This window comes from Streptomyces sp. NBC_01283, assembly GCF_041435335.1.
GTDB lineage: Bacteria > Actinomycetota > Actinomycetes > Streptomycetales > Streptomycetaceae > Streptomyces.
This window is the reverse complement of the sequence record NZ_CP108430.1, coordinates 1,718,158-1,739,609: the sequence shown is the minus strand read 5'-3', so window position 1 is coordinate 1,739,609 and position 21,452 is coordinate 1,718,158. Positions and strand designations below refer to the sequence as shown.

Annotated in this window: 16 protein-coding genes; 10 read left to right on the top strand and 6 right to left on the bottom strand. The window is 71.1% G+C overall.

Annotation, left to right across the window (positions count from 1 at the left end):
- Positions 1-1,887: a DUF2264 domain-containing protein gene (locus OG302_RS08010; protein WP_371526114.1), complete on the bottom strand. Its 1,887-nt coding sequence runs from the start codon at positions 1,885-1,887 to the stop codon at positions 1-3.
- Positions 1,888-1,934: 47 nt separating this feature from the next.
- A complete protein-coding gene (locus OG302_RS08005) occupies positions 1,935-4,394 on the bottom strand; it encodes a polysaccharide lyase 8 family protein (RefSeq protein WP_371526113.1) in 2,460 nt (819 codons plus the stop codon).
- A gap of 277 nt (positions 4,395-4,671) precedes the next feature.
- On the opposite strand from OG302_RS08005, the gene OG302_RS08000 reads away from it, so the two are divergent.
- The 6 genes from OG302_RS08000 (at position 4,672) to OG302_RS07975 (ending at position 13,017) form a co-directional block, all read left to right on the top strand.
- Positions 4,672-6,147, top strand: coding sequence for a M1 family metallopeptidase (locus tag OG302_RS08000; protein ID WP_371526112.1), 1,476 nt, complete (start codon positions 4,672-4,674; stop codon positions 6,145-6,147).
- Positions 6,148-6,200: 53 nt separating this feature from the next.
- Entirely contained in the window at positions 6,201-8,420 is a 2,220-nt protein-coding gene (locus OG302_RS07995) for a right-handed parallel beta-helix repeat-containing protein (RefSeq protein WP_371526111.1), read from the top strand.
- 44 nt (positions 8,421-8,464) lie between these two features.
- Complete coding sequence (locus tag OG302_RS07990; protein ID WP_371526110.1) at positions 8,465-9,652, top strand: Gfo/Idh/MocA family protein; 1,188 nt, start codon at positions 8,465-8,467, stop codon at positions 9,650-9,652.
- A gap of 109 nt (positions 9,653-9,761) precedes the next feature.
- Entirely contained in the window at positions 9,762-10,790 is a 1,029-nt protein-coding gene (tdh, locus tag OG302_RS07985; protein ID WP_371526109.1) for an L-threonine 3-dehydrogenase, read from the top strand.
- A gap of 43 nt (positions 10,791-10,833) precedes the next feature.
- Entirely contained in the window at positions 10,834-12,042 is a 1,209-nt protein-coding gene (locus tag OG302_RS07980; RefSeq protein WP_371526108.1) for a glycine C-acetyltransferase, read from the top strand.
- A gap of 75 nt (positions 12,043-12,117) precedes the next feature.
- A complete protein-coding gene (locus OG302_RS07975) occupies positions 12,118-13,017 on the top strand; it encodes a LysR family transcriptional regulator (RefSeq protein WP_371526107.1) in 900 nt (299 codons plus the stop codon).
- Between the two features lie 93 nt (positions 13,018-13,110).
- Here the strand turns inward: OG302_RS07975 and OG302_RS07970 are convergent, their stop codons facing one another.
- The 3 genes from OG302_RS07970 to OG302_RS07960 form a co-directional block, all read right to left on the bottom strand.
- Positions 13,111-14,379, bottom strand: a complete 1,269-nt coding sequence (locus OG302_RS07970; RefSeq protein ID WP_371526106.1) for an RICIN domain-containing protein — start codon at positions 14,377-14,379, stop codon at positions 13,111-13,113.
- A 254-nt stretch (positions 14,380-14,633) separates the two neighbouring features.
- Positions 14,634-15,215: a hypothetical protein gene (locus OG302_RS07965; RefSeq protein ID WP_371526105.1), complete on the bottom strand. Its 582-nt coding sequence runs from the start codon at positions 15,213-15,215 to the stop codon at positions 14,634-14,636.
- Positions 15,216-15,226: 11 nt separating this feature from the next.
- Positions 15,227-15,988, bottom strand: a complete 762-nt coding sequence (locus OG302_RS07960) for a sulfite exporter TauE/SafE family protein (protein ID WP_371526104.1) — start codon at positions 15,986-15,988, stop codon at positions 15,227-15,229.
- A gap of 84 nt (positions 15,989-16,072) precedes the next feature.
- On the opposite strand from OG302_RS07960, the gene OG302_RS07955 reads away from it, so the two are divergent.
- The 4 genes from OG302_RS07955 to OG302_RS07940 all read left to right on the top strand — a co-directional run bounded on the left by OG302_RS07955 (position 16,073) and on the right by OG302_RS07940 (position 20,452).
- The gene (locus OG302_RS07955; protein ID WP_371526103.1) at positions 16,073-16,996 is read left to right on the top strand and encodes a LysR family transcriptional regulator; all 924 of its coding nucleotides are present in this window, start codon (positions 16,073-16,075) and stop codon (positions 16,994-16,996) included.
- 558 nt (positions 16,997-17,554) lie between these two features.
- Positions 17,555-18,436 carry an ABC transporter permease gene (locus OG302_RS07950; protein ID WP_371526102.1) on the top strand — a complete coding sequence of 294 codons (882 nt, stop codon included), beginning with the start codon at positions 17,555-17,557 and terminating at the stop codon, positions 18,434-18,436.
- 91 nt (positions 18,437-18,527) lie between these two features.
- Positions 18,528-19,556, top strand: a complete 1,029-nt coding sequence (locus OG302_RS07945; RefSeq protein ID WP_371526101.1) for an ABC transporter substrate-binding protein — start codon at positions 18,528-18,530, stop codon at positions 19,554-19,556.
- Between the two features lie 14 nt (positions 19,557-19,570).
- The gene (locus tag OG302_RS07940; protein WP_371526100.1) at positions 19,571-20,452 is read left to right on the top strand and encodes an ABC transporter ATP-binding protein; all 882 of its coding nucleotides are present in this window, start codon (positions 19,571-19,573) and stop codon (positions 20,450-20,452) included.
- Between the two features lie 120 nt (positions 20,453-20,572).
- Here OG302_RS07940 and OG302_RS07935 read toward each other — a convergent pair whose 3' ends face one another.
- A complete protein-coding gene (locus OG302_RS07935) occupies positions 20,573-21,442 on the bottom strand; it encodes a sugar phosphate isomerase/epimerase family protein (RefSeq protein ID WP_371526099.1) in 870 nt (289 codons plus the stop codon).
- Positions 21,443-21,452 lie beyond the last annotated feature (10 nt).

Genomic DNA, 21,452 nt, shown 5'->3' with positions numbered 1-21,452 from the left:
TCACACCTCCAGCAGGGTGCCGTCGGGGAAGCGGACACGGACCACGTCGTCCGCCACCGTGCACGCGATGGACTCCCTCAACGCCGCGGGCCGGACGGCATCTTGGGACAGGGCGACCAGCGTGACGTGGATGCCGGCTCCGCCCGGATGCCCCGAGAAGGTCAGGTAGGGCGTCGCCGAGTGCGGCCCGTAGGCGTTGGCGGCGACCTCACGGGCGATGCCCGCCTCCTCGTCCCAGCCGTGCAGCGCGACGACGGCACTGGTCAGCCCGGCTTCCGTACGGGTGAGGGCCCAGCCGGGCCCCTGCTCGGCGTGCGGCTGTGCCTCGTCGGCGACCGCGTATCCGCCCTCGCGGACCGTCACGCCCGCCGGGGCCTGGACGCGGTGGACGCGGATCTCCCAGGGGCCGTGCAGCGCGCTCGTCGTCTGGACCGGGAAGTCGCCCTCGAAACCCGGAAGTTGAGCGTCGTGACGGGAAGCGGCCACGCGTCCCTCGCAGCGCACCGGGTGGATCCGGCGTCGGCGGGACGCGGTGCCGTCCGGTGCGAGGAGCGCGAGGTGGTTGTCCACATTGCGCTCCCACGCGCTCGGGGCGGCCTCGGGTGCGGTCGCCGTGGAGTAGCCGAACTTGGCGTAGTGCGGGTCGTCGGCCGCCGGGCCTTCGAGCGGGTTGTGGTCGCTGCCGTGGTTGACCAGACGGACGATGCCGTCGTGGCGTGTGCCGTGCAGGAGCCAGCCGGGCTGGGGGAGGGCCGTGTACTGGTCGGACTCCTCGACGGGGAGCGGGAGTTCGCGCTCCGTCCACACCGGGTGCTCGGCGGGCAGCAGCAGGCCGAGGAAACCCTTGCTCGCCCAGTACGGGGACGCCGGACCCGAGTAGGCCTGGGTGGTCGGCAGGAACGTCCCGTACCAGCCGAGCGGCAGCAGTCCCCGCTCGTCGGGGACGCCGCGCTCCACGAAGTGCCGCGCGGTGCCGGACGCGAGGCGCCGGGTGAGGCCGGGGGCCAGGGGAGTGCAGTCCGCGAGGGCGCCCATCCATACCGGGGCGGTCGCCGCGAAGCGGTACGTCAGGGAGCGGCCCTGGTGGACGGGGGAGCCGTCGGCGCCGAAGAGGTGCGGGTAGGCGGTGAGGAACTGGGACAGGCGTTCGCGGTAGACCTTGGCGCGCCCGTCGTCGTCCGGGCCCGCCATGCGCGCCCAGAGCAGCGGGTACAGATGCATCGCCCAGCCGATGTAGTAGTCGAAGTTGCGTCCGTCGCCGTCGCTGTACCAGCCGTCGCCGCGGTACCAGTCCTCGATGCGGTCGAGCCCGCCGTCGATGTCCGCCTTGCTGTACGGGGCGCCGACGGACGCCAGGAACTGCTCGGACACCACTTGGAAGAGCCGCCAGTTGTTGTCCCACGTCCGGCCGCCGACGAACCCGGAGAACCAGTCGACGACCCGCTCCTGGACCCGGGTGTCGAGCTTGTCCCAGATCCAGGGGCGGGTCTCGTGCAGCCCGATCGCGATGGACGCCGCCTCCACCATCTGCTGCGAGCAGTCGCTGAGTTCGGGCCAGGCCTCGCCGCCCGCGGCGTCGCGGTCCGTGCCCGTTGTCAGACCCTGCGCGTAGCGTTCGACGAGGTGGGGGTCGACCTCGCCGCCCGCTCCCGCGATCCGGAAGGAGGCGAGGAGGAATGACCGTGCGTAGCCTTCGAGCCCGTCCGACACGACCCCTGACCAACTGCCGCGCCCGGGCAGCCGGTACTGCGCGAAGTTCGGCGTCGCGTAGGGGACGAGCGCGTCCAGCTGCCGGTCGGCGAGCGCCTCCCAGTGCGCGCGGGTCCAGCCCGTGAGCGGGGACAGGACCCGGTCGGTGGGCGGCAGGGCCAGGTGCGGTGCGGACATGGCGGGTCGTTGCTCCTTATGGCTGGGGGCCCGGTGGCGGGCGGCGGTCACCTCAGGTGCGCGGTGTGCGTATGGCCGCGCGAGCCCGCGACGCGGACGGTCACGACGGGGCGGCGGCCCGGGGTGACGGTGACCGTGTCATCGGCGCGGACCACCTTCCGTACGGGGGAGGGGAGTTCCAGGGTGACCGTCGTGCCGGTGCGGCCCGGGTCGGCCACGGCCAGCGTCATGCCGTCGCCGCCGCGTCGCATGATCACCGTGCAGGGGCCCGACGCCGTGATGCCTGCCGCGCTGCCGGGTCCCCAGAAGTGCACGGCGACGAGGCCGTGGCGCCGGGCCTCGACCGCCTGGGCGGTGGCGTTGTTGGCGATGACGCGGACGGGCCGGGAGTGCGCCCAGAGGGCGGTGGAGGTGGCGCTCGCGCCGGGCAGGAGGACATAGGCGTACGAGGACGTGGTGGGGGAGGTGCCGTGGTCGAGCCACAGGGTCAGATAGCGGCGGGTGACCGGGGCCGTGCTGCCTCCGGTGTCCGCGCCGGTGTTGATCTCCCGCCAGGTGCCGGACCGCTCCTCGCGCAGGGCATTGAGCCGGGTGCGGCCACGGCCGTGGGCCGGCTGCGCGGGGTCGTCGGGGAAGACATAGCCACCGGTGCCTTCCAGGTGGGCCCAGCGGGCGCCGGCCAGGGGCTCGGACCAGCCGGTGTGCGAGGGCTGCCGCCGTCCGTCGACCGTGAAGCGGGGCGCCCCGTCCTCGGACAGGTTCCGGTTCTCGACGATGGTCTCGACGGTCCTGCCGTCGCTCGCGGTGATGTCCGCGCCCAGGGCGACGACCGCGTTGTCCAGGAAGAACCATGCCTTCCTGGCCCGCAGCGTGCTGCCGTCGGCGAGGAGTTCCATCGCGGCGGCGCCGAACCTGCCGTCGAGCACCGCGCCGCCCGCGACGGTGTTCTTCGGCCGGTAGGTTCCCGTCCCGCCGCCCGTGCCGATGTCGGCCCGCTTGCGCGTGTCGACGGTGGTGCCCGGCAGGCGGTACGGATCGACCGTCGCCCAGAAGCCGTCCCCGAACTGCCCCAGGTCGTCGCCGTCGTACAGATAGGCCATGCCGTCGCCGGTGTACCAGCCGTGCAGGTTCTCGCCGTTGCCCGCCTCGTACGCGGCGATGCGCTGCGAGGAGAGCGAGAGCGTGAGCGCCCAGCCGGGGCGCCGGTGCACCACCCGGTCCATGTCCGCGAACGCGAAGTGCCCGGTGAGCCGGTCGGCGGCCGGCACGGAGTGGTCGTCGAGGACTGCCTTGGCGCGGGCCAGTGCGGGGACGCCCACCAGGCTCAGATAGGGGTGGGTCCTGTTGCGGCTCATCCACCCCTTGGCCAGCGCGCGCCAGCGGTGGGCGTACGCGGCGGGGGCGCCGTCCGCCAGTTGCAGGATGTTGGTGAGGGTGACCGCGCCGTCCTTGTGGTCGGGCGCCTTCTCGCGGGACGTCGCACGGCCGCGCACCGCGTCCATCATCAGTCCGTCGAAGACCACCGGCGAGAAGGTCCGGTCCACCGCCTCGTACAGGATGGACGTCTTCGGGTCGGTGACGGCCCACTCGGAGTCCGCGAGCAGGGCGATCAACTGGCCCGCGCTGCCGAGCAGGACACTTCCGTACGTCCCCGTGTACGCGACGGAGCCGTGCTGCACGAAGGAGCCGTCCTCGTAGAAACCGTCGCCCGAAGTGACGTACGTGAAGAGGCTGTTCTTGCCCTTGTCCCGGACGTCCGAGAGACCGTCGCGGGCCAGGGTGAGCGTGGCCGCGTCCCGCGCGAGCAGCCCGCGCAGCGCGACGATGACGGCCTTGTCGGCGCGGTTGGCGCCCGTCTCCGCCAGGGTCGGGGCGTTGGTGCGGCGGTCCGGGTCGGGGCAGAACTTCGCCACCGTGGAGACGTACGCCGTCAGGTCGGCGGCGGGGACCTTCGCCCGCAGGAGCACGCACGTGTCCATCAGGGCGCGGGGCGCGCCGATCTCCCAGAACCACCAGTTGCCGGATTCGGGGCGGGTGGTGTTGTAGCCCTCCGCGTGCAGGAAACGCAGGGCTTCGAGCAGGGTGTCCGCCGCGTCGGCGCTGTCGCTGAGAGAGGTGCCGGGAGTGGCCCAGGCCGTCGCGATCGTACGGAGACGGGTGTAGCTCTGGCCGAAGTTGCCCGGGTCCTTCGCGGGGGAGAGGTCGGCCCACAGGGCGCTGCGGCCCGCGGACCGGTCCAGGTCCCGCCACCAGCCCGAGGCCTGGGTGTCCAGGACCTTCAGGGCCGCCGCGAAGTCCGGGTCGGCGGGGTCGAAATCACCACCGGTGAGCTGCGCCGCCGCGCGGGCGAGCAGCGGGTCGTACGGGTCCGCCGCGTCCGTGTCGTCCGCGTCGGCCGCTGCCCATGCCGTGCCGCCTGCGGCCACCGGCAGGAGCGCGGAGGCGGCACCCGCGGCGAGGAGGGTGCGGCGGCGGGGGCCGGTGGGGTCGGGGAGGGGCGTGGGCATGCGGAACTCCCAGGGGGTGTCGGGGTGTCGGGGTATCGGGGGCATCGGGGTGCGGAACGCGGCGGGGCGTGGGAGGGAGGTGTGTGGGCGATTCCGCGACAGCATGTAAGCGTTTGCTATGCGGGGGCAAGAGGGCTCGGCATCTTTCTATGTTCTTTCTGTTCATTCAGTCCCGGAGCTGGTCTTCCAGCTTGTTCTCGCGCGGCGCTACCCAGGGTTAACCGGTTACCTACGGGGTGTTGACGGCGACAGTAAGCGATTACTACGTTGCGGCCCCATGGCTGAGAACAGGACACGAACCGCACGTGCCCGCAGTACTCGCACCGTCCGTGCCGCGACGGCGACCGCAGCCGCGGCCGCCACCCTCGCGCTCGCCCTCCCCGCCCACGCGGCGCCCTTCGACCCGGCCCCGGGCTCGGACGGCGTCGGCGACCCGCTCTTCCCCACGCTCGGCAACGGCGGCTACGACGTCCGCCATTACGATCTCTCCTTCGACTCCACGCCGGTGACGTACGACTTCACCGGCACCATGAGGATCAAGGCGAGGGCGACCCAGGACCTGTCGTCCTTCAACCTCGACGTCGACTCCCTCGCCATCGACGCCGTCAAGGTCAACGGCAAGAAGGCCGCGTGGGCGATCGGCCCCGGCCAGACCGGCCAGGAGCTCACCGTCACCCCGGTGGGCGGCCTGCGCGACAAGCGCGCCTTCGACGTCGAACTGACCTACCACGGCAACGGAAAGACCAAGCCGATCGGTCAGCCGGGCTGGCGTCACATGTCCGACGGCGGCTTCGCCTCCGCCGCCCAGGCCTCCCGCGCGGACACCTTCGCGCCGGTCAATGACCACCCGTCGGACAAGGCCACCTGGTCCTTCCACCTCACCGCCCCCGACGGCTGGACGCCCGCCGCCAACGGCAACCTCACCGGCACCCGAGACGGCGACGCGGGCAAGAAGACCTGGGACTTCGTCCTCAAGTCACCGATGGCGCCCGAGCTGTTGGGGATCTCCGTCAACAAGCAGACCTACCTCTACGGGCGCGGCCCGCACGGAGTGAAGCTGCGCCACCTCGTCCCCGAGGACCAGCAGGCGAAGTACAAGCCCATCGCCGAGGAGACCGGCGGGCAGCTCGCATGGCTGGAGAAGACCCTCGGCGTGCGCTACCCGTTCGACACGTACGGGGTGCAGATCGTGCGGGACGGCTACAGCGACGCCCTGGAGAACCAGACCCTCTCGCTCTTCGGTCCTTCGTGGTTCGACCGGCCCACCTACTCGACCACCATGGTCCACGAGCTCACCCACCAGTGGTTCGGCGACTCCGTCACCCCCGCGACCTGGCAGGACGCCTGGATGAACGAAGGGCCCGCCGTCTACTACGCGGCCATGTGGGCGGACCAGAAGGGCTTCCAGCCCATCGAGGAGAAGATGAAGACCGCGTACGCCGAGCTCGACGCGGTCCGCAAGACCGACGGACCGCCCGGGAAGCCCACCGGGCTCGGCGGCTTCAACATCTACGACGGCGCGGCGGTCTCCCTCTACGCCCTCAACCAGCAGATAGGGCATGCGAAGTTCGACGCCGTCATGAAGTCGTGGCTCACCGAACACCGGCACGGCAACGCCTCCACCCAGGACTTCGTCGACAACGCCGTCGAGGTCACCGGCGACGACTCGGTCGGCACCTTCCTGAACCACTGGCTGTTCGACCTCGACAACCCGCCCATGCCGGGGCACCCGGACTGGGGCGTCGCGAAGTGAGGCGCCCACGGAGCGCACGGAGCTCGCGGAGCCCGCGCCTCACCGGGATCGTCGTGGCCTTCGCCGCGGTCGGAGCCGTCATCGCCCCGCGGAGCACGGCCCAGGCAGCCCCCGCAGCCCCCGCCACCAAGGTCGTCCACGCCGCCCCGCACGGCTCGGGAAAGGCCTGCACTCCCGCCCGCCCCTGCTCCCCGCAGGCCGCGCGTGACGCCGCCCGCACCATCGGCGGACGCGACGTACGGATCGAACTCGCGGACGGCACCTACGAGATGAGCGAGCCGCTCGTACTGGGCGCGGCCGACTCCGGGCGCGACGGGCACACCGTCACCTGGAACGCCGCGCCAGGCGCCCACCCCGTCCTGTCCGGCGGCCGGGCGCTGACCGGCTGGGACAAGAGCGCCGACGGCACCTGGACGGCCGACGTCCCCGAAGGGATCACCCCGCGCCAGCTCTTCGTTGACGGCGAGCGGGCGCAGCGTGCGCGGGGCGCGGCCTGCGCAGCGAGCACCTGTGACGCGACGAAGACCGGCATGACGGGCGCCACGGCCACCGGCATCGCCAAGTGGACTCGGCCCACCGGCGCGGAGGCCGTCATCAGGGTCCGCTGGCGCGACTACCACTGCCGGATCACGGGCGTCGAAGGGGACAACCTCACCTTCGCGCAGCCTTGTTGGACCAACTCCACGAGTGGAACGGACCGCACGGGCCCCGCCTGGGACTCCACGGCCGTCGACTCGGCGCGCTACTCCGGAGTCGCCTTCTTCGAGAACGCCCGCGAACTCCTGGACCGGCCGGGCGAGTTCGTCTGGGACGCCGAGAACCGCACCGTCACCTACCTCCCGCGCAAGGGCGAGGACATGCGCCGCGCGCGCGTGCTCACCCCGGCAACCGAGCACCTCATGGTCATCGACGGCGCCCACGACCTGCGCGTGCAGGGCATCGGCTTCGCCCACGCGGCGTACGGTCAGCCCTCCACCGACGAGGGCTACGCGGGCACCCAGGCCGGACTCACCCTCACCGGAGCGACCGGCCCGGTCGATCACGCGGGACGCCACTACACCAAGCCGAGCGCGGCACTCACGGTCCGCGGCGGTCGCCATGTGACGGTCACCGGGGCCGAGTTCACGCATCTGGGCGGCGCCGGAGTCATCCTGGAGGCGGGCACCAAGGAATCGTCCGTCACCCGCTCCCGCTTCACGGACCTGTCGTCCGGCGCCGTCTACGTCGGCGACACCGAGCCGAAGCCCGACGCGGAACTGGCGGGTGAGCGGAACACCGTCGCGTACAACACGATCCGCCGCACCGGCGTGGAGTACACCGACGCGGTGGGCGTCTGGGCCGGCTACGAAGCCGGGCTGAGCATTGATCACAACACCCTCGACGACCTGCCCTACTCGGGGATCTCCGTCGGCTGGGGCTGGAACCAGCCCGAGGCCCAGAAGTCCGTCCTCCGCGACAACCGGATCACGGACAACCGCATCACGAACGTGATGCGCGTCGAGCACACCCAGCACGACGGCGGCGCGATCTACACCCAGGGCGCCCAGCCCGGCACGGTCGTCTCCGGCAACTACATCAACCGCTCCGCGTACGGGAACACCGAGCGCGACGGCAACGGCATCTACCTCGACGAGCAGTCCTCGTACATCCGCGTCGAAGGAAACGTCATCACCCGCGTCGGCTACAAGTGGGTCTCCAACTGGGCCGATTACGGCATCCAGAACCACGCCACCGGCAACTGGACCGACACCGACACGCCGGTCCTCACCGGCACCGGGTCGACGATGGAGGACAACCACACCAAGCTCGACCGGCTGCCCGCCGACGCACTCGCCGTGGCGGCCCGCGCGGGTGCGCGCCCGACGCCGGCCGAGCAGCTGCGCCCCGACCTCGCCCGCACCGGCACCGCGTCCCAGTCCTCCACCGACGGCGCGGCCCCGGCGGCGAACGCCACCGACGGGGACACCTCCACCGACACCCGCACCCTGTCCGAACCGGGCGCCTGGTGGCAGGTCGACCTGGGCGAGGCGCGGCACGTGGGACAGATCGAGGTCTGGAACAACGCCTCCATGGCCACGGCCGATTTCGACGTGCGGCTGGCGAGGACCGCGGACTTCTCCGACGCCACGACCACGACCGTGCACGTCACCGGACGGGCGCTTCGGCCCACACTCCTCGACACGGACGCGGAAGCCAGATACATAAGGATCAAGCTCACCGGCACAGGACGCGTGGCGCTCGCGCACGTGCTCGTGCATCCTGCACGTACATAGGCAACACCCGCACTCGCACAGGTATTTGTACGGAAAGGCACACCATGACCGACCTCCGTCTCGGCGTACTCGGCTACGGCCTGCGCGGTTCGCTCGCCCGCACCGCACACCGGCCCGGCGCGGGCTCCCGCGTCACCGCGCTCGCCGACCATGACGCCACCGCCCGGACGGAGGCGGCCGAGGCCTTCCCCGGCGCCCTGATATCCACCGACCACCGCAAGGTCGTCGAGGACCCGGACGTCGACGCCGTCGTGATCCTCACCCCCGACCACACCCACGCACAGCTCGCCTGCGAGGCGCTGCGCGAGAAGAAGCCCGTCTTCGTGGAGAAGCCCCTCGACATCGGCATCGAGGCCTGCGACGAGATCCTGCGGACCGCGTACGAGACGGGAACGCGCCTCTACGTAGGCCACAACATGCGCCACATGCCCGTGATCAGGCTGATGCGCGACATCATCCGGCGCGGTGAGATCGGCGAGGTCAAGACGGTCTGGGTGCGCCACTTCGTCGCCTACGGAGGCGACTGGTACTTCAAGGACTGGCACGCCGAACGGCGGAACACCACCGGTCTGCTGCTCCAGAAGGCCGCCCACGACATCGACGTCCTGCACTGGCTCGCCGACGGCTACACCCGCCAGGTGCAGGCCCTCGGCGACCTCATGGTCTACGGCGACAATCCGCACCGCCGCGAGCCGGGCGAGCCCAAGACGGACGACTGGTACACCGCTGACGGCCACTGGCCGCCGAGCGCCCAGCGCGACCTCAACCCCGTCATCGACGTGGAGGACGTCTCCCTGGTCAACATGCGCCTCGACAACGGCGTCCTCGCCTCCTACCAGCAGTGCCACTTCACTCCTGACTACTGGCGCAACTACACCGTCATCGGGGACGCGGGCCGCCTGGAGAACTTCGGCGACGGCCCCGGGGGAGTGGTGAAGGTCTGGAACGCGCGGCGCTCGGCCTACCGCGCCGACGCCGACGCCGAATACCTGGTGCCCGACGAGCAGGACGAGGGCGGGCACGGCGGCTCCGACCCGCTGCTCATCGACGAGTTCGTACGTTTCGTGCGCGAGGGCGGGCGCACCGACACGTCGCCCGTCGCGGCCCGCATGGCGGTGGCGGCGGGCGTGCGCGCCACGCAGTCGCTCCGTGACGGGGGCACGCCGCGCGAGGTTCCCGTCCTGGATCCGGAGCTGATCGCGTACTTCGAGCGGGGCCAGACCCGGGCCTGAAGGAAAGCTGCGGCGGCGCTTAAGAAATCCTCGATGGACCGGGGCGCCGCCGTAGGGAAGATTCCTGTGTCGTCGGTGGAAGAAGCGACGTACGACAGGAGCCGCTGCGTTGAAGGCGCTGGTCAAGGAGAAGGCAGAGCCGGGACTCCGGCTGATGGACGTACCGGAGCCGGTCATCGGCCACGGGGACGTCCTGATCAAGGTGCTCCGCACCGGGATCTGCGGCACCGATCTGCACATCCGGGCCTGGGACGGCTGGGCGCAGCAGGCGATCCAGGCGCCGCTGGTCGTCGGGCACGAGTTCGTCGGCGAGGTCGTGCAGACCGGGCGTGACGTCGCCGACATCAAGATCGGCGACCGGGTCAGCGGCGAGGGCCACCTGGTCTGCGGCAAGTGCCGCAACTGCCAGGCCGGCCGCCGCCACCTGTGCCGCGCCACGGTCGGCCTCGGCGTCGGCAGGGACGGGGCGTTCGCCGAATACGTCGCGCTGCCCGCGGCCAACGTGTGGGTGCACCGCGTCCCCGTGGACCTCGACGTGGCCGCGATCTTCGACCCGTTCGGCAACGCGGTGCACACCGCGCTGTCCTTCCCGCTGGTCGGCGAGGACGTCCTGATCACCGGCGCGGGACCGATCGGCCTGATGGCCGCGGCCGTGGCCCGGCACGCGGGCGCCCGCAACGTCGTCATCACGGACGTCAGCGAGGAGCGCCTGGAGCTCGCCCGCAAGGTCGGCGCGAGCCTTGCGCTGAACGTCGCCGAGACCTCGATCGCGGACGGACAGCGCGAACTCGGCCTGCGCGAGGGCTTCGACGTCGGCCTGGAGATGTCCGGCAACCCCGTCGCGATGCGCGACATGCTCGCCAACATGACCCACGGCGGCAAGATCGCCATGCTGGGTCTGCCGGCCGAGGAGTTCGCCGTCGACTGGTCCCGGATCGTCACCTCCATGATCACGATCAAGGGCATCTACGGCCGCGAGATGTTCGAGACCTGGTACTCCATGTCCGTGCTGCTCGAAGGCGGCCTCGACCTCGCCCCCGTGATCACCGGGCGCTACGGCCACCGTGACTTCGAGGCGGCCTTCGACGACGCGGCGAGCGGCCGCGGCGGCAAGGTCATCCTCGACTGGACCTCCTGAACCCCGACCGTCCCGACCGCCTCAGCTGCTGAAGGAATCAAGCATGTTCGACTCCGTACGCGACGACCTGCGCACCACCCTCGACGAGATCCGCGCCGCCGGACTGCACAAGCCCGAGCGCGTCATCGGCACCCCGCAGTCCGCCACGGTCGCCGTCACCGCGGGAGGCCGGGCCGGCGAGGTCCTGAACTTCTGCGCGAACAACTACCTCGGCCTCGCCGACCACCCCGAGGTCGTCGCCGCCGCCCACGAGGCGCTGGACCGCTGGGGCTACGGCATGGCGTCCGTGCGCTTCATCTGCGGTACGCAGGAGGTGCACAAGGAGCTTGAGGGACGACTCTCCGCGTTCCTGGGCCAGGAGGACACGATCCTCTACTCGTCCTGCTTCGACGCCAACGGCGGAGTCTTCGAGACGCTGCTCGGCGCGGAGGACGCCGTCATCTCGGACGCCCTCAACCACGCCTCGATCATCGACGGCATCCGGCTGAGCAAGGCCCGCCGCTTCCGCTACGCCAACCGCGACATGGCGGACCTGGAGCAGCAGCTGAAGGAGGCCTCCGAGGGCGGCGCCCGCCGGAAGCTGATCGTCACCGACGGCGTCTTCTCCATGGACGGCTACCTCGCCCCGCTGCGGGAGATCTGCGACCTCGCCGACCGCTACGACGCGATGGTGATGGTCGACGACTCGCACGCCGTCGGCTTCGTGGGCCCCGGCGGCCGTGGCACGCCCGAGCTGCACGGCGTCATGGACCGCGTCGACATCATCACGGGCACCCTGGGCAAGGCCCTCGGCGGCGCATCCGGCGGCTACGTCGCCGCCCGCGCGGAGATCGTCGCGCTGCTCCGCCAGCGCTCGCGCCCCTACCTCTTCTCGAACACGCTTGCCCCGGTGATCGCGGCGGCCTCGCTGAAGGTCCTCGACCTCCTGGAGTCGGCGGGCGACCTGCGCGAGCGGCTCGCCGCGAACACGGCGCTCTTCCGCTCCCGGATGACCGAGGAGGGCTTCGACATCCTGCCGGGCGACCACGCGATCGCCCCGGTGATGATCGGCGACGCCTCGATCGCGGGACGGATGGCCGAGCTGCTCCTGGAGCGCGGCGTATACGTGATCGGCTTCTCGTACCCGGTGGTGCCGCAGGGCGCGGCCCGTATCCGCGTCCAGCTGTCGGCCGCCCACTCCACGGAGGACGTGGACCGTGCGGTGGACGCGTTCGTGGCGGCACGGGCGGAGCTGGACGCCGCAGGTGCCTGAGGGCCCACCTGTGTCCGGGGGCCTTGGCCGGACCACTGGTGTCGGTGAGGCCCGCGGTTTGGGACAATCGACCCCATGATCGAAGCGCGGCGGCTGCACATCCTCCGTGCGGTGGCCGACCACCGCACGGTCACGGCCGCTGCCGCCGCGCTGTACCTCACGCCCTCCGCGGTCTCCCAGCAGCTGACCGCGCTTGAGCAGGAGACCGGCCACCGCCTGGTCGAGCGGGGTGCCCGCGGGGTCCGGCTCACCCCGGCGGGCGAGATCCTGCTCTCCCACACGAACGCGGTCCTCGCCCAGCTCGAACGGGCCGAGGCGGAGCTCGCCGCGTACAGCTCGGGCGCGGCCGGGACGGTCACGGTGGCGTCCTTCGCCACGGGGATCGCCCTGGTGGTCGGGCCCGCCCTCGCGCGGCTCTCGACCGCCGCGCCCGGCATCCGCGTACGGGTCCAGGACGCGGAGGGCGACGCGAGCCTGCCGATGGTCCTCGACCGGCAGGTGGACGTCGCCGTGGCGGTGGAGTACCGGGGAGCCCCGGGCGCCGACGACCCGCGGCTGACGCGCGTCCCGCTGTACGCGGAGCCGTTCGACGCGGTACTCCCCGAGACGCATCGCCTCGCGGACGCGGAGCGCGTACCGCTCGCGGAGCTGGCCAAGGACGCGTGGATCGGCCCCTTCGCCGGTAACCCCTGCCATGACGTGGTGATACTCGCCTGCGAGGCGGCGGGCTTCCAGCCACTGCTCGAACACTGGTCGGACGACTTCCGGGCAGTGGTCGCCCTGGCCTCGGCGGGGGCGGGCGTGGCCCTGGTGCCCCGGTCCGCGCTGCGGGGCATGGACGTCTCGGGGGTGGTGATCCGCCCGGTGGAGGGCGTCGCTCCCACCCGCCGGGTCTTCGCGGCGGTGCGGTGCGGGGCGGAGGAGCATCCGCTGATCCGCCCGGTGCTCGACGCGCTGGGGGAAGCGGCCGAATAGCGGCGAGCGTGCCGCACTTCGTGCGGCCCGGTCCCCTCGGCGGGTGGCCGACGAGCCGGGCCGGATGCGGATGCGGACGTCGCCGGGCGGTGGCTACATCCAGAGGCCGTCCAGGAACGGGTAGGCGTGGGTCAGCTCGGCCGGGCCCTGGATGAGTTTGTCCTCGGAGACGACGACGAACTCGTCGCCCTTGGTGAGGAAGTAGTGCGCCGTGGAGCCGGAGACGGCCGTGGCCGCCGCGTCAGGTCCGAACCCGAAGGCATCGGGCGCCGCCGTCAGCAGGAACTGCTGGTGGGACGCGCCACGCGCCCGGTCGGCCCTCCCGGGATCCGTGGTGAAGCTGTCCTTGCGGCCGAAGACCACGAGCCTGCCGCCCTCGGCGCCGAAGCCGGTGATGTCGCACAGCTCGCCGACCGCCTGCAGGAGATCGGGGTCCAGGATGTGCTCCGTGTCGTGGACGGGTCCGTGGCCCTTCTCGGAGAACTCGATGGCCTGGTACCCCTTGACGCCCAGGTAGGTGTGACCGCTGCGTGCGGCGGCCGGGCCGACGGCGTCGAAGCCGTCGCTGAACGGCTTGGGCAGGTGCGGGAACTGGTCGGCGATCTTCCGTGGCCCTGCCTCGATGCCTCGCCGCTTGGAGAAGCGGATGAACTCGTCCCCGCGGAAGCCCTCGAAGCGTACGTAGGGCGTGTCGCTGTCCGGGATCGCCTTGGCCGCCGCTTCGAAGATCCCGCCACCCGCGTCGAGGGCCTGCTTGGCCGCGCCGCTCAGGGAGCCGAGCACCGAGCCGAGGACGCCGCCGCTGGAGGAGACCACGGTGGCGGTCAGCGCGTCGAACGCCGTGGTCTCGCCGCGGCTCGGCACCCGCTCGAAGCGCCACTGCTGCGCGGTGCGGGCCCCCAGGTCCGGCTTGCCCGCCTGCTCCAGGGCCGCGTCCGCCTCGCTGCTGTCGCCGTGGACGGACAACAGGTGGCCGCTGTTCACGTTGACCAGCGTGTACCGGTCGTCGCCGACCGGCACCGGGCGCCACAGCTGGGACACCAGCAGATCCTGCCGGGTCTCCGCCGGGCACTGCTGCACCGGCGAACCCGCGCGGCCGCGGCCGGTCATGATGTCCATGCGCAGGGTGCTGTGCACGTTCTGCAGCGTCCAGGCACCCTCCTCGGAGGCATGGGGCCGCAGATGCCACAACTGGCTGTGCCGTGCGGTTCCTTGCGGGTTCAGCTCCTGCTGCACGACCGGGACGCTCTGTGCGGTCTTGGCGCCTTGCACTCCTGCGTACAGCCCGCTCTCCTCGTTCTTGAGCAGGTAGATCCCCTCGGACAGGGCAGACAGCGCAGACTGCGCAGACGACGCGGACATGGCCAACCTCCGTGGACGACGGACAGTGATCCCCCGCTTGTGCGCCTCACAGAGTAGGAGCTGATTCCGATTACCGATACGGGTGGATTTCGGCTGCTATTCACCCCTCAATTACCGGGACTCGGGGCGGCTGTGCGCGCAGGCGTAGGCCCAGGTGGCGCCAACTCCGTTCGTTTGCGCGCCCATTGGCCGGGCGTGATGCGGGGCGGGATGCGCCTGGGCTGCGGGGGCCGGTTCTCACCTGTGACGGAGCGTCAATTTTCGTCTGGGAAAGGTTGTTTGCCGCGTGGCGTCAGGCCACCGGAGACAGGCGCGGGCCCGAGGGCGCTGTCGCCGTCCCCGCCCCTGCCTTCGCCTCCGTCCTCGTCCTCGTGGCGGAGGACCCAGTCGTCTAGGTCGCGGGCCGCTTCCAGCGGATTTCCAGCGGTGTAGGCCCGCCACCAGCCCGAGCCATCGGGAGCGCCGGTGGCGGGGACCGCCTCGGGGGAGCGGAGTTCCTCCCGGAAACAGGCCTCGGCCGCGGCGAAGCGTGTGCGCGCCGTCCATGTATCGACACCCAGAGCATCACCGATGACCTGCCAGCCGGCGCCGCCCAGACGCTCGTACACGGCAGCGGCATCGAAGAACCGCTGCGCGGCCTTGAGCACGTGGGCGGCGTCGGCAAGCACCGATCCGGGGGAGCGTGTGGTGCCGTCGGAGCGCAGCTCGTGCTCGCCGACCGGTACGGCATCACGCGCGAGACCGGCCAGCTCGCACGCCTCGTAGGCCATCGCCAGCCGTGCCCGTGCCGCGTCCGTGTACGGGGATGCGGCGGCACCGAAGTCCTGATCGCTCATGGCGGCCGGCCTCAGCCGCGCACGAAATAGAGGACGGTCATCGTCACGGCGGTGGTCAGAATGATGCCCCGAAGCAGCCGGTCGGAGAGGCGGCGTGCGAAGTGCGTGCCGGTGAAGCCGCCGAGCAGCGCGCCGACGAGCATCGGGACCAGGACGAGCGGAGCGCTCAGCGCGTCCGACGCGACGAGGAGCAGTGCGGTCGCGCTGAGATTGATGGCCGCGATCTGGGTGACCCGCATCGGATTGCTCACCGCGGTATCGAGTCCGAGGCCGATGCCCCACAGGGCGAACATCAAGATGCCTACGGCACCGCCGAAGTATCCCCCGTACAGAGCGAGGAAGAACTGGCCGATCAGGACGGTCCGGGAGCTGATGCCGATCTCGCGGCCCAGCGCGCCGCTCACCGCACGGGAGAGGCGGCGGCCGAAGGCGAGGACGACGGTGGCGAAGGCGAGCAGCCAGGGTACGGCGGCATCGAACGACGCCGCGGGGAGCGTGAGGAGCAGGGCGGCGCCGAGTCCGCCGCCGACCACACTGATGGCCGTCAGCGCCAAGGTGGACGTCGCCCCGACCGGGGCGAGTTCGCGTCGGTAGACCCATCCGCTGGCCACGGCTCCCGGCACGAGCGCGATGGTCGACGACGCGTTCGCCGTCACGGGGGACAGGCCGACGGCGACCAGAGCGGGCAGCGCCACGAACGTGCCTCCGCCGCCGACGGAGTTCAGCGCTCCGGCGGCGGTGCCTGCCAGCAGGACGAGCAGTATCTCGGACACCCGCCGAGCATCACCCCGTGGCCGGTGGGCCCACAATGCGTTATCGGTGTACCCAGCCTAAGGCTGTGCCATAGGCTCAACAGGGTGCGCTACGACCTGGACGATCTGCGGCTCTTCCTCGGCATCGTGACGGAGGGGTCGATCACGGCAGGTGCCCGCCGGATGCATCTGAGCCTGCCGTCGGCCAGCGCCAGGGTCCGTTCCCTGGAGCAGCAGGCCGGTGTGGAACTGCTGATCCGCGGGCGCAGGGGCGTGCGGCCCACCCCGGCGGGGAGCACGCTGGCCCGGCACGCCCGCGAGGTCATCGCCCAGACCGTGCGGCTCGAAAGCGCGGTCGCCAGCTATACGAGATCCCCGACCGCGCCCCTGACCCTGCTGGGCGGCGGCTCCGCCGTGCACCGGCTGGTGCCGCAGGCCCTGGTCACGTTCCTCCGGGCGCACCCGGACATCGACGTCCGCGTCTCCGAGAACCGCACCCCGCGGATCGTGCGGATGCTGGCCGACGGCGAGGCGGACCTGGGCATCGTCCTGGACGACGAGGCCCGCGACTGCGGTCTTGCGATGGAACCCCTCGGCGACGACTCCCTGGTGGTGGTCGGCCAGGCGGGCGGAATCCTCACGGGCCGTACGTCGGTGACCTACAGCGAAGCGGCCGAACACCCCCTCGTGGGGCTCGCCCCCGACGCCTCGCTGCGCCGCTGGATCGAGAGACACGTCGGCCCCCACGCACCGGTGGTGCGCTACCGCACCACGGTCGCCAACCTCAACGTCCTGGTGGCACTGGCCGCCGCGGGAGTCGGCCTCGCGATCGTCCCGCGCCGGGTGATCGACCCCACGCGGCCTCTGGACGTGTGCGAGTTGCAGGACCCCTGGGCCCAACGCCACCACCTCCTGGCCTGGGGCGCCAAGACCGGCCCGCCTTCCCCGGCCACCGACGCCTTGGCGGATCACCTGCGCAGGGCGTCGCTCGCTGAGCCTGAGTTGCCGGGGCGGCGGGGGAGTGGGTGAGGGTGAGTCGGGGACGTGGTCGGTGGCGTGGTCGGGAGTGAGGTGAAAGCCGCCGGATGCCGGACCCTGGGGCGTAGTTGCCCGATCTCAGGCCCCTTCCCCCTATGGTCCCCTCCCTCAGGAACCCTCAGGCCGTAGGCCGACCCGTGCTGGGGGCCGCTCTTCGCGTCCGCCCCCAACCGCGGGCGGTGGTTCGCCTTCCCGCCCGGACGCTCGCCCCGGCCCGAGCCGCTCCCTGCGTTCGCCCCGAGCGTCGGGTTCCGCTCGCCGGGCGCTTCCCCCAGGTTTCTGCCTCGCGTCCGCCCCGGGCTCCGGTTTCCGCCCCGCGCCCACCCCGGCCCCCAGGCCCAGCCCCGCGCCCGTGCCCCGCACCCGGTCCCTGCTCGCGCCCAAGCGCCCGCACCGCGCCCCCCTCGTCCCGCTCCGCGAAACTTCGAGCCGACCTATTGACCCTGCGGTCAGCCAGTCATTAGCGTGACGGAAACCTTATCAGAAAGCGCTTTCTGGAAGCGGTTTCCGCACCATCGACGCTCCGCAACTGCCTCCTAAGTTCACTGAATGCCAGGGGAGTTCACCGTGAGCCAGAGCGCACTGCAGGCAACTCCCGTGAAAACGGCAGGTGTTGTCGATCGCAGCCGCCCCACCTTGCGACAACGCGCCGCCGAGGCCGCCGAGAAGAGCTGGCGTCCGCTCGTCCTGCTGCTCGTCCTCTTCGGCGCCTGGTGGCTGGTCGCCGCCACCGAGATGGTCGAGGCGTACCTCGTGCCCTCGCCCGGTGCCACCCTCGACGTCATCCTCGACAAGCCGGACTACCTCTGGCAGCACAGCTGGGTCACCACGTACGAGACCCTGCTCGGATTCGTCATCGCCGTGGGCGTCGGGATTCTCTCCGCGGTCCTCATGGTCTACTCGACCACCGTCGAGAAGACGCTCTACCCCATCCTCCTCTTCGCCCAGGTCGTTCCGAAGATCGCGATCGCCCCGCTGTTCGTCGTCTGGCTCGGCTTCGGGATGGCGCCGAAGATCCTCATCGCCGTGCTGATCGCCTTCTTCCCCGTCGTCATCTCGATGGTGACCGGGCTCAAGGCGGTCGACCCGGAGATGCTCCAGCTCTCCGCCACCATGGGCGCACGGCCCTGGCAGACCTTCCTCAAGATCCGCTTCCCGGCATCGTTGCCGCACCTCTTCTCCGGCCTGAAGGTGGCCGTCACGCTCGCCGTGACCGGCGCCGTCGTGGGCGAGTTCGTCGGCGCGAACGAAGGCCTCGGATACGTGATCCTCCAGGCCAACGGAAACCTCGACACCCCCATGCTCTTCGCGGGGCTCCTCGTCATGTCGCTGATCGGCGTCGTCCTCTTCGTGCTCGTCGAGATCGCCGAGAAGCTCCTGCTCCCGTGGCACGCGAGCCGCAGGGACGCGGCCGCCACCACGACGTACTGACCTCCACGCACACACCTGACCCCCACGCGCCCCAGCCGCACGACCCGCCCCCCCCCCAGCCATGTCAGCCGTACGCGAGAAGGGCCGTCCCATGCACGCGCGCAGACTGCTCACCGGCCTCGTCCCCCTGGCCCTCGTCGCGGTGACCGCGACAGCCTGCGGCGGCGATGACGACAGGACGAGCACCAGCGACTCCGGCAAGAAGCTCGACAAGGTGACGCTGACCCTCAACTGGTATCCGTACGGCGAACACGCGCCCTTCTACTACGGCAAGCAGCAGAAGATCTTCGAGAAGCACGGCATCGACCTCGACATCAGGGCGGGCCAGGGCTCGCAGAAGACCGTGCAGGCCACCGGCGCGGGGCAGACCGACTTCGGCTGGGCGGACACACCGGCGGTGCTCGCGGGAGTCGATCAGGGCGTGAAGGTGAAGAGCCTGGGTGTCTTCCTGCAGACGACGCCCGCCTCGGTGCAGTTCTTCGACGCCCAGGGCATCAAGTCGCCCACCGACCTCAAGGGCAAGATGATCGCGGGCACGGCCGGCGACGCACTCACCAAGACCTTCCCGATCTTCCTGGAGAAGAACGGCATGGAGCTCTCGGACGTCAAGGTCCAGAACACCGACCCGGCGGGCAAGATCGCCGCGGTGATCTCCGGCAAGACGGACGCGCTGCTCGGGTACGCGAGCGACCAGGGCCCCACCATGCAGAACAAGGCCAAGAAGGACGTCTCGTATCTGCGCTTCTCCGAGAACGGCCTCAACTTCTACTCCAACGGCCTCATCGCCGGGCCCAAGACCCTGCAGGGCAGGGGCGATCTGGCCCAGCGCATGACCGCCGCCGTGAGCGAGTCATGGGCCGCCGCCGAGAAGAGCCCGCGGCCCGCGGTCGCCTCGATGGAGGGCGCGTCCGAGCAACTGCCGCCCAAGGACGTGCTGTCCGAGCAGTTCAAGACGACGCTGACCCTGCTGCACACCGACGCGACGAAGGGGAAGGCGCCGGGAGCCAACACCGAGGCGGACTGGCAGCAGACCATCGACGTCTTCTCGAAGGCGGGCCTGGTCCAGAAGGCCAAGCCCGTCGCGGAGTACTGGGACGCGGCCAAGGGGATCAAGGGCTGAGGGGCGGCAGGGCCATGGCGAAGGACACGACTCTCAAGACCAGCGACGAGCCACGCCCACCGACGCGAGACGCGACACCAGACGCGACACGAGACGCGACGCGAGGCACGGCAGATGATGCGCGCCCGTCGGCCGTGCGTCTCGATGACGTAGCCGTCCGCTTCCGTACGAAGAAGAAGGACGTCACCGCCCTGCGGGACGTCTCGCTGAACGTCGGCGCGGGCGAGTTCGTGGCGATCGTCGGGCCCTCGGGCTGCGGCAAGTCCACCCTCCTGAAACTGGTCGCCGGGCTGCTCGCGCCCTCGTCGGGCGATGTGCTGCTCGGCGGCGAGCGGGTGCGCGGCCCGCGCCGCGACATCGGATACGTCTTCCAGCGGGCCGCGCTCCTCGACTGGCGCACGGCACGCCGCAACATCCTCCTTCAGGCTGAGATGCGAGGGATCCCCGGCGCCGAGGCACGCGCGCGTGCCGACGAGTTGATCCGCATGACGGGACTCGGGGGCTTCGAGGACGCCTATCCGCACGAGCTGTCCGGCGGCATGCAGCAGCGCGTCGCGCTCTGCCGGGCGCTGCTGCACGAGCCGCCGGTGCTGCTCATGGACGAGCCCTTCGGGGCCCTCGACGCGCTCACTCGCGAGCAGATGAACGTCGAGCTGAACCGGATCTGGCGCGAGACCGGAACGACGGTGCTCCTGGTGACCCACTCGATCCCGGAGGCCGTCTATCTGGCGGACCGCGTCGTCGTGATGAGCCCGCGCCCCGGCACGGTGGAAGAGATCATCGACGTAGGTCTCCCCGCCGAACGTTCGTACGCGACGACCTTGGCGACGGCCGAGTTCCGCGAGTCGACCGGGCGTATCCGCGAGCTTCTGGGAGCGGTGTCCGCGCACGAGTGAGACACACTCGCCGAGCCGGCTGCAACGGCTTGCCCCGCATGAACCACCCCGCATGAACTGCCCCGCATGAACCGCCCGTGCGGCTGAGCCCCCTCAGGGGCCCAGCCGCACCGGCGTCTCTCAGTACCGCAACGCGGCCAGATACGCGTAGCTGTTGCGGGCCGTGGCGAACGGGTCGGTGGGGGTGTCGTGCTCCACCAGCCACTGCTTGACGCCGCCCACGCGCGCGTGGGCGAACATCGCGGCGAAGTCCAGCGTCCCCGAGCCGACGTCGGCGAAGCCGCCGTCCGGTGCCATGTCCTTCACATGGAGCGCGGGGAACCGCCGCCGATGCCGCACGAAGTACGCCGCCGGATCCGCGCCGCCCTTCGTCGCCCAGTACACATCCAGTTCGAAGCCGACCAGATGCGGGTCGGTCTCGGTGACGAGGATGTCGTACAGGCTCGTGCCGTCCACCGCCACATGGTCCGTGCCGTGGTTGTGGAAGAGCACCGGACCGAGGCCCGCGTCGCGCGATGCCTGCCCGATACGGTTGAACTGCCGTGCCGCCTCCCGGAATCCGTCCGGCGTGTGCAGCGCGCCGGGCAGACTCGGCACCACCGGCCACTTCGCGCCGAGGGTGTGCAGATCCTCCAGGGCCTGCGGAAGACCGCTGCCCTTGAGGATGTCGTACGAGACGTGCTCGAGGACCGCCTTCAGGTCCACCGCGTCGAGCATCCGCCGGATGCCGACCGCGCTGTTCCCGTGCCGGCCGCTCACGCCCACTGTCGCGTAACCGATGTCGGCGAGCTGCTCCAGCGTGCCCGCGAAGTCCCGGGCGAGGACGTCGCGCATCGTGTAGAGGTGCATGCCGATGCCGCCGCGCGGGATGCGCCGGCACCGTGACGCGTCACCCGCGCGCGCGGGCAGCGCGGTTCCGACCGCTGCCGCCAGCCCCATCGACGTACCGAGGAAGGCGCGTCTGGTTCCGTTCGGACCGGTTCTCTTCATGGCTGTCCCC